General features: G+C 71.6%; 10 protein-coding genes and 1 pseudogene. 7 read left to right on the forward strand and 4 right to left on the reverse strand.

Going from position 1 to position 8,373, the window contains the following annotated elements; translation table 11 throughout:
* On the forward strand, positions 1-404 hold a 404-nt coding region (locus KBX53_RS13800; protein WP_210859612.1), incomplete at its 5' end, for a ricin-type beta-trefoil lectin domain protein.
* Positions 405-450: 46 nt separating this feature from the next.
* On the opposite strand, the gene KBX53_RS13805 is transcribed toward KBX53_RS13800, so the two are convergent.
* Positions 451-1,338 (reverse strand): winged helix-turn-helix transcriptional regulator, encoded by an 888-nt coding sequence (locus tag KBX53_RS13805; RefSeq protein WP_210859614.1) that lies wholly within the window; start codon positions 1,336-1,338, stop codon positions 451-453.
* Positions 1,339-1,513: 175 nt separating this feature from the next.
* Between KBX53_RS13805 and KBX53_RS13810 the strand changes: the two genes are divergently transcribed.
* From KBX53_RS13810 to KBX53_RS13820, 3 genes are all read left to right on the forward strand, one after another.
* Positions 1,514-1,741 (forward strand): hypothetical protein, encoded by a 228-nt coding sequence (locus tag KBX53_RS13810; RefSeq protein WP_030327581.1) that lies wholly within the window; start codon positions 1,514-1,516, stop codon positions 1,739-1,741.
* Positions 1,742-1,799: 58 nt separating this feature from the next.
* Complete coding sequence (locus KBX53_RS13815; protein WP_210859616.1) at positions 1,800-2,756, forward strand: 5'-3' exonuclease; 957 nt, start codon at positions 1,800-1,802, stop codon at positions 2,754-2,756.
* Between the two features lie 177 nt (positions 2,757-2,933).
* Positions 2,934-4,091, forward strand: a complete 1,158-nt coding sequence (locus KBX53_RS13820) for a low temperature requirement protein A (RefSeq protein WP_030327579.1) — start codon at positions 2,934-2,936, stop codon at positions 4,089-4,091.
* A gap of 34 nt (positions 4,092-4,125) precedes the next feature.
* Here the strand turns inward: KBX53_RS13820 and KBX53_RS13825 are convergent, their stop codons facing one another.
* The gene (locus tag KBX53_RS13825) at positions 4,126-4,953 is read right to left on the reverse strand and encodes a hypothetical protein (RefSeq protein ID WP_030327577.1); all 828 of its coding nucleotides are present in this window, start codon (positions 4,951-4,953) and stop codon (positions 4,126-4,128) included.
* 255 nt (positions 4,954-5,208) lie between these two features.
* On the opposite strand from KBX53_RS13825, the gene KBX53_RS13830 reads away from it, so the two are divergent.
* Complete coding sequence (locus KBX53_RS13830; protein WP_030327576.1) at positions 5,209-5,415, forward strand: hypothetical protein; 207 nt, start codon at positions 5,209-5,211, stop codon at positions 5,413-5,415.
* Positions 5,416-5,495: 80 nt separating this feature from the next.
* Here the strand turns inward: KBX53_RS13830 and KBX53_RS13835 are convergent, their stop codons facing one another.
* A complete protein-coding gene (locus tag KBX53_RS13835; RefSeq protein WP_309140767.1) occupies positions 5,496-5,885 on the reverse strand; it encodes a helix-turn-helix domain-containing protein in 390 nt (129 codons plus the stop codon).
* A gap of 68 nt (positions 5,886-5,953) precedes the next feature.
* On the opposite strand from KBX53_RS13835, the gene KBX53_RS13840 reads away from it, so the two are divergent.
* Entirely contained in the window at positions 5,954-6,835 is an 882-nt protein-coding gene (locus KBX53_RS13840) for an NAD(P)-dependent oxidoreductase (RefSeq protein ID WP_210859618.1), read from the forward strand.
* A gap of 161 nt (positions 6,836-6,996) precedes the next feature.
* A complete protein-coding gene (locus KBX53_RS13845; RefSeq protein ID WP_030327573.1) occupies positions 6,997-7,956 on the forward strand; it encodes a TIGR03557 family F420-dependent LLM class oxidoreductase in 960 nt (319 codons plus the stop codon).
* 126 nt (positions 7,957-8,082) lie between these two features.
* On the opposite strand, the pseudogene KBX53_RS13850 reads toward KBX53_RS13845, so the two are convergent.
* Positions 8,083-8,373 (reverse strand): annotated as a pseudogene (locus KBX53_RS13850) (hypothetical protein); the annotation flags it as partial.

An 8,373-nucleotide genomic window follows, 5' to 3' on the forward strand; every position in this document is an offset into this window, starting at 1 on the left:
ATGCCGGTGATCCGACCGGTCGGACCGGCCGGATCACCGGCATCGGCGGCAAGTGCGTCGACGTGGCCTCGGCGAGCACCGCCAACGGCACCGCCATCCAGCTCTGGAGCTGCAACGGCACCACCGCGCAGACCTGGACCGTGGCCAGCGACAGCACGCTGCGCGCCCTCGGCAAGTGCGCCGACATCACCAGCGGCTCCACCGCCAACGGCGCGAAGGTCCAACTCTGGGACTGCAACGGCAGCGGCGCGCAGGTCTGGCAGGCGCAGTCCAACGGGACGCTGCGCAACCCGCAGTCGAACAAGTGCCTCGACGCCACCGACAACAGCTCCGCCGACGGCACCCGGCTGCAGATCTGGGACTGCTTCGCCGGCGCCAACCAGCGCTGGACGCTCCCGGCCTGACGCCGCACGCAGCCGGCCCACCGGATCCCCGGTCGACGCTACGGCGTCAACCGGGGATCCCCGTGTGTTCCCGGACCAGGGCGAGCATCTCCTGCACCGAGCCGGCCGGGTCGGTGACCGGGAACTGCACCGCCCGCACCACCGCCGTCGGGTCGACCAGCAACGTCAGTCGCTTGAACCGGTTCACCCCGCCCGCCCGGAACACCGGCAGCAGCAGCCCCGCCGCCAGCCGACCATCCTCATCGGACAGCAGGGGAAACGGCAGCTCGGCGTACGCGGCGAAGGCGGCGAGCTGGTCGGGCCGCTGGGTGCTGACGCCGTACACCCGGACACCGGCGGCCTGGAAGTCCGGGTGACGCCTGGCGTAGGTGGTCGACTCCAGCGTGCACCCCCGGGCACCGGGAATCTCCGCCCAACCGAGCGGGTAGCCGTGCGTCCCCGGCGCGTACGCCCCCGGGAACAGGTAGAGGACGCTCCACGCGTCCGTCGCGGCCAGCGCGACCGGCTGCCCGTCGGCGGCGGGCAGGACGATCTCGGGCAGCCGCCGGCCGACCAGATCATGTGCCCGGCGCGCCTCGGCCGAGCCGGCGTCGGCGGTAGCGGTCAGATCACCGTCACCCATGAGATACCTCGTCCCCCAGTCCTGCATGGCGATCAGCACCGGCAACAGGCCCTCGCCCCGCGCGGTGAGCAGATAGTCGTAGCGGGGCGGGTGGTCCGAATACGGTCTGCGTTCCAGCACACCGTGCTCGACCAGCGCGGCGAGGCGTTCGGTCAGCGCCCGCCGGCTGACGCCCAACTCCCGTTGGAGCCCGTCGAAGCGGGTCGTGCCACCGGCGACGTCGCGAACGATGAGGAAGGTCCACCAGTCCCCCAGCACGCCCAGCGCCTGCGCGATGCCGCAGTCCGCATCGGCAAGATCCTCCCGCCGCACCGTCCACCTCCATTGGTTCCGCCTCGACTATAGTCCGTTCCGGATTGGAACGGACTGCTCGGCGACGGCCGGGTGCCGGCACGCCCCCGCGCGTCGGTTTCCCTCATCGAACGCCACCGCGACCCCTAGCCTGGAAGCGGGGAGCCGCCCGGACTCCCCGACCGGGAGGACCGACATGGCAGCGAACCAGGCGAGCCAGGCCGCGACACGCCGCCGCCGCCAACTCTGGGCCGGCGTCCTCGCCCTCGTCGGCCTGGTCCTGCTGATCATCGGCCTCACCGTCGCCGACGGCGTCGCCGCCTGGGTCGAGGTGGTGGTCGCGATCCTGCTGCTGGTGACCAGCTACATCGTGCAGCACCTGGCCCGCCGCGAGACCGTCTACCAGCCCGACGAGCGCCGCTGACCCCACCGACGGCCGGGCGTACCCCCGATCGTCAGAGGGTTGTGCCAGGCTGTCCGGCGTGGCACACCGACCCCCGATCCTGCTGATCGACGCAGCCAGCCTCTACTTCCGGGCCTACTTCGGCATTCCGGAGTCCGCCGCCAAGGCCGAGGACGGCACCCCGGTCAACGCGGTACGCGGCTTCCTCGACATGCTCGCCACCCTGATCCGGGTGCGCGGCGCCGACCGGATGGTCTGCGCCCTGGACCACGACTGGCGCCCGGCGTGGCGCGTCGACCTGCTGCCGTCGTACAAGGCGCACCGGGTCGCCCCGCAGGGCGGCGAGATCGTTCCGGACACCCTCTCCCCGCAGGTCCCGATGATCCTGGAGGTCCTCGCCGCGGTGGGCATCACCGCGGTCGGCGCCACCGGCTACGAGGCCGACGACGTGCTCGGCACCCTCTCGGTGACCCAACCCGGCCCGGTCGAGGTGGTCTCCGGAGAGCGGGAGCTGTGGCCGCGCGTCGCCGACCCCCGAGAGGTCCGGCTGCTCTACGTCGGGCGCGGCGTGGCCAAACTCGACGACTGCGACGACGCCGCGGTGCGGGCCCGCTACGGCGTACCGGCCGACCGGTACGCCGACTTCGCCGCGCTGCGCGGCGACCCGAGCGACGGGCTGCCCGGAGTGGCCGGCGTCGGCGAGAAGACCGCCGCCCGACTGATCGAGCGCTACGGCAGCATCGCCGGCATCCTGGCCGCGCTCGACGACTCCGACTCGTCCTTCGCGCCCGGCCTGCGCGCCAAGCTGGTCGCGGCACGCGACTACCTGGGCGTCGCGCCGACAGTGGTCCGGGTCGCCCTGGACGTGCCACTGCCGCAGCTGCCCACCGCACTGCCGACCGCGCCGGCCGACCCGGACCGGCTGCTCGAGCTCGCCCAACGATGGAACCTGGCCGGCTCGGCCCGCCGCCTGGTCGACGCCCTCGCCGCCCCCCGCGGCGGCGAGAAGCCGTCGACATCCCCGCAGGCGGGCTAGCCGCCCGACACAACCCGGTCGGGGGACGGGCGGGCGAACGCGCGCCAGTGCCCTCGCCCGCTCGTTACCGTCCGTTGAGGCGGACCCACAGGTCCATCGAGTCGAGCGGTTCCGCAGGAGAATCCCGTGCACCTCCCCGCGCCGGAACCCGGGTCACCGCGGGCCAGCGGTCCACCGGTGCGCGACCCGGAGGGCCCGCGCCGGGTCACCCTCCTCGAACTCTTCTTCGACCTGGTGTACGTGGTCGCGCTCGCGCTCATCTCGCGGGGACTGGTCGACCAGCTCGACTGGCACCGCGCCGCCGAGGCGCTGATCATGTTGGCCGCCGTGTGGTGGACCTGGGCGATCACCACGCTCGTCACCGACATGTACAACCCCGAACGCACCGAGATCAAGCTACTGATCAGCGCCGTGATGTTCGGCGCGCTGCTGATGACCACGGCGATCCCGGAGGCGTTCAACAATCGAGGGATCGTCTTCGCCGGCACGTACGTGGCGATCCACCTGGGGCGTGGACTGTTCCTGATGCCAGCGGTACGCCGCGAACCACAGACCCAACGGCGGGCGGCCCGCATCTTCCTGTGGTTCGTGGTGTCGGCGATCCCGTGGCTCATCGGCGCATTCGTCAGCGAGGACGCCCGGATCGCCTGCTGGGCCACCGCGCTCGCCATCGACTACCTCGGCTTCCGGCTCGCGTACCCGGTGCCGGGGCTGGGAGTGGTCCCGGAGCAGCAACGCAACGTCACCGCGGAACATCTCTCCGAGCGCTACCAGCAGTTCTTCATCATCGCGCTCGGCGACGCCATCCTGACCATCGGCACCATGTCCAGCATGGAGCACACCGAGGCCGAGAACATCGGCGCGTTCGCTGTGGCGTTCCTGACCACGCTGCTGCTCTGGCGGATCTACGTGCACAAGTCCGGCGAACTGCTGCCGACCGCCATCCAGACGGCCCGCTCCCCCAGCAAGTTCCTGTTCAGCGCGCCGTACACCCATCTGTTGATGATCGCCGGGGTGGTCACCACGGCATCCGGCTTCCACCTGGTGCTGCACGACCCGACCGGGCGGACGCCGCCGGCCTGGCTCGCGGTGATCCTCGGCGGCCCGGCGCTCTTCCTGGCCGGCCGGGCCTGTTTCGAGTACGAGGTGTTCAGCCGGGTGTCCTGGTCCCGGCCCGGTGGGGTGCTGGCGCTGCTGACCATCGCGCCCGCCCTGCTGTACCTGCCGCCGGCCTGCGCGTCCCTCGGCGGGCTGCTGGTGCTGGCCGGCGTGGCCTACGCGGACTTCCGGCGCAGTCACGGCAAGCCACCGGAGGCCCCGTCACCGCCGCACTGAAGCCGGCCGGGCCGCGGGCATCGCCGGCAACGGCTCAGACCAGCGCCCCGGCGTACCCCCGGACCTGCAACCGTTGCCGGGCGGTGCCCGCCAGGCGCACCTGCAGGCCCAGCGGCGCGGCGGCGCGGCGGACGTCGTCCAGGTGCAGCGACCCGTGCCGGTCCACCGTGAGCACCGGCGGTTCTTCGAGGTCACCCTCCGGCGCGTGGAACGAGAGCAGGGTGACCGAGGTGGTGAGGTAACCCGGGTACGCGGCGCGGGCGGCGGCCTCGTCCCGGTGCACGAGCACCACCAGATCGTCGAGGTGGGCGAAGTCGGCGGCCAGGGCGCCCGCCTTCCAGTGCGCCGGTTCCTCAGCCGCGCCGGTCAGGTGCCGCGACCGGTTCGCCGAGGTGATGTAGAGGTGATCCGTGCCGGTCTCGGCGAGCGCCCGCTCGAAGAGGGCGTTGGACGGGCAGGTCAGCCCCGGTGCGATCACCTGGGTGGTCCGCATCCCCTGGTCGACCTGGGTGAGGTGGTCGGGGAGCCGGTCGGCGGCCGGCCCGCGGAAGCCGAACGGTCCGGCCCCGTAGAGGGCGTCCATCAGCGCGCGCACCCGACCGACCGGCAGCCGGGGCGAGATCCGCGTCCAGTCGAACATCCCCGGGATCCGGCCGATCGCTGTGGTGATGCTGCCGACCTGGTGGGCCGGTCGACCCTTGGCCAGGTTGACCCGGCGCACGGTGGCCGCGTCCGGGCGGGCGACGATGACGTAGAAGTTGGCGAACGCCGCCGCGACGATCGCGCCGCCGGCGAGCGCGCGGGCCGCGACCGCGACGTCCTCGGGGCGGTCGATGTACAGGGGCGGTGTCGGGGCGTCCATGAGTCCTCCTCGGCGGGGCCGTGAGGCAGTTCTACGTCCACTCAGCCCGATCACGGCGAGGTCGGTCGTCGATCCGATAGCCGACAGGCGCTACCCGGTGCGGGCGGCGGATGCCCGGGCGGTACGCATCGGCGGACGGCATCGGCCGGACGGAGGATCCGCCGCAGGCGGCCTTAGCACGCAACAGTTAGCGGCGCGACCCGATTGGGTACAACCGCTGCACCTCAGATCCACCACATACCTCAGGAGGCAGCGATGCGCGGCACCTCGATTCTCGGAGTCATCGTCGTGATCTGGTTGGTGATCGGCGCCATCGCCGCTGGCCAGCGCGGCTACTACAGCGGTGACGACACCAACTGCGCCGAGGCCGGCACCATCCTGGTCACGATCGTGGCCGGGCCGCTGAACTACATCGGCGCCAACCCGAAGGTCGACTGCAAGCTGCCCGAGCCTTCCAAGTAGGCAACAGACGTAGACCGGCCCGTGCCCCCCGGCGGTGGGGCGCGGGCCGGTGCAGTTTCCGGCGAGGTCGCTCCGGAGCACTAGCCCGCCTCCTCCCCCGGCCGTCGAACGGTCGACCGATCGCGTCCCCAGGCGGCCAGCGGCTCGAGGGCGTCGTTGAGGCGCGTGCCGTCCTCGGTCAACGAGTACTCGACGCGGGGCGGCACCTCGTCGTAGGAGACGCGGCGTACGATGCCGTCCGCCTCCATCTCCCGTAGGTGAGAGGCCAGCACCTTCTCCGTGATCCCCGGAAGCAGTCGACGCAGCTCGCCGAAGCGACGCAGGGGGTGCTCGTGGAGCGCCCAGAGGATCAGCACCTTCCACTTGCCGCCGATCACCTCCATCGCGGTGTCGATACCGCAGGCGTGTCCGTCCGCGGTGCCCGGCCGGTTCACCGTCGCCATACCCACCCCTCCGACGTGCTCGCTCACCCCCGGGTAACCACGCACCTCGATGTGCGTACTTGATCACCTGGGGGCCGGTGACCAGCCTAATCGGCATGGAACCGAACACTGTGGAGAAGCCCTCCGTCACGATGCTGGGACTCGGCGCGATGGGTACTGCGCTTGCCCGAGCCTGGCTTGTCGCCGGCTACCCGCTCACCGTCTGGAACCGCACCCCGACCCGCGCCGCAGCGCTCGTGCCCGAAGGGGCAAGGGTCGCGGGCAGCGCCGCACAGGCGGTCGCGGCAAGCACCCTGGTCGTCGTCTGCCTGTTGGACGACAGCTCGGTCGACCAGGTGCTGGCCGGCGTGGACCTGATCGGCCGGGATCTGGTCAACCTGACCACCAGCACCCCTGCCCAGGCCCGCGCCCGCGCGGCGTGGGCCCGCCGACGCGGCGCGCGGTACCTGGACGGTGGAATTATGGCTGTCCCACCGATGGTCGGCGTCCCGGAGGCCGGCGGCTACGTCTTCTACAGCGGCTCACGAGCGCTGTTCGAACGGCACCGGGAGACGCTGGGCGTTCCGGTCGGCACCACCTACGTCGGTGAGGACGCGGGCTTCGCGGCCCTGCACGACGTGGCTCTCCTCAGCGCCATGTACGGGATGTTCGCCGGGGCCGCGCACGCATTCGCCCTGATCCGCCGGGAGGACATCGACCCGTCGGCGCTCGCCGCACTGCTCGCCGACTGGCTCGTCGCGATGGTCCCGGCGGTTCACCAGACCGCCGACCAGCTGCGCAGCGGGGACTACACCAAGGGGGTCGTCTCCCCTCTCGCCATGCAGGTGGCGGGCACGCCGACCTTTCTGAGCACCGCCGAGCAGCAGGGCGTCAGCCCCGAACTGCTCAGCCCCTACTTCGACCTGATGCGCCGCCGCCTGGCGGAGGGCGGTGGCGAGGAGGACCTGACGGGCGTCATCGATCTGCTGGTGCGGTGACGGTGTCCGGTGGCTGGAGGCGGTCCTTGGCACCTGCCGTCGTCCACCGCACTCCGCCTACGGCATCCTAGGAGGCTGGTTTGCGGCCTGTGGCGTTTGTCCGCGCCGGGGCCGGGAACCGCCGATGCCTCAGTCAGCGAAACGGGATCGGGAGTGCGGGCATGCAGATCGGCTACAAGTTGGCCTCGGAGGGGTACGGCCCGCAGGAGATCATCCGCCAGGCCGTCCTGGCCGAGCGGGCCGGCTTCGACTTCGTCGAGATGAGCGACCACTTCCACCCCTGGCTGGACGCACAGGGGCACTCGTCCTTCACCTGGAGCGTGCTCGGCGCCATCGCGGCCAGAACCAGCACCCTGCGTCTGGCCACCGGTGTCACCTGCCCGACCGTCCGCTACCACCCGGCGATCATCGCCCAGGCCGCGGCGACCATGGCACTGATCTCCGACGGCCGGTTCACCCTGGGCGTGGGCGCAGGCGAGCGGCTCAACGAGCACGTGGTCGGGCAGGGCTTCCCCAGCGTGCGGGGCCGACACGAGCGACTACGCGAGGCGCTGGAGATCATCCGGCTGCTCTGGCAGGGCGGCTACCAGTCGTACGAGGGACGGCACCTGCACCTGGAGGACGCCCGAGTCTTCGATCTGCCGGACACCCTGCCCGTGATCGCGGTGGCGGCCAGCGGTGAGGCGTCGGCGCGGCTCGCCGCCGAGTTGGGCGACGGACTGTTCGCCACCGACGCGGACGCGTCGATCGTCGAGCACTACCGACGCGCGCAGGGTGCCGGCCCGCGCTACGCCGAGGTGCCAGTGGCCTGGGCCACCGACGAGCAACAGGCGGTGCAGGCGGTGTTGCAGACGAGCCGGTGGATGGTGACCGGCTGGAAGGTGATGAGCGAGCTGCCGAACCCGGTCAACTTCGACGCGGCGAGCGCGTACGTCGAGGAGAAGCACATCCGGCAGCTCTTCGCCGTCGGCCCGGACCCGGAACCGCACGTCGCCAAGGTCCGGTCGTACGTCGAGGCCGGCTTCGACCACATCGTGCTGCAGAACGCCGGCCCCGACCCGGACGGCTTCCTCGACTTCTTCGCCGGCGATCTCGCCGGCCGGCTACGTGCGATGGGGTGACGCCGACGGGCGGCGGGGGTGACGCCCGCGGGCGGCGTTTGACCGGGGCGGGCACGGGCGAGCCGCCCCGACCGATCACCGGGGCGGCTCGTCCGCGTTCTCGGGATGAGGTGCGCGAGTCGACGTTCAGCGGAAGCAGTGCGCGATCGGCACCTGGCTGCCCTCGCAGTTGGTCGGCTCGTTCTCGACGACCACGCTCTCATCGTCGATCTTGACCTGGGCGTGCATGCCGAAGACACCACCGGGCTTCAGCGTCGACGCGTTGTGGGTGACCTTGCTGGTGTAGATCGCCACCGAGCCCGCGCTGGCGTAGATGCCGCCACCCTGGGACGCCGCGCCGACCGCCTCGTTGCGGACCACGTCGCTGCCCCGCACCAGCAGATTCGCCTTCTCGGCGTAGATGCCGGCACCCAGGCC

Source organism: Micromonospora sp. M51 (assembly GCF_018070305.1).
Classification (GTDB): Bacteria; Actinomycetota; Actinomycetes; order Mycobacteriales; family Micromonosporaceae; genus Micromonospora; species Micromonospora parva.

Coding starts and splice junctions, on each gene's coding strand:
- KBX53_RS13825 (WP_030327577.1), bottom strand. CDS start 4,953: ATGGACGCCCCGACACCGCCCCTGTACATCGACCGCCCCGAGGACGTC.
- KBX53_RS13810 (WP_030327581.1), top strand. CDS start 1,514: ATGGCAGCGAACCAGGCGAGCCAGGCCGCGACACGCCGCCGCCGCCAA.
- KBX53_RS13840 (WP_210859618.1), top strand. CDS start 5,954: ATGGAACCGAACACTGTGGAGAAGCCCTCCGTCACGATGCTGGGACTC.
- KBX53_RS13830 (WP_030327576.1), top strand. CDS start 5,209: ATGCGCGGCACCTCGATTCTCGGAGTCATCGTCGTGATCTGGTTGGTG.
- KBX53_RS13845 (WP_030327573.1), top strand. CDS start 6,997: ATGCAGATCGGCTACAAGTTGGCCTCGGAGGGGTACGGCCCGCAGGAG.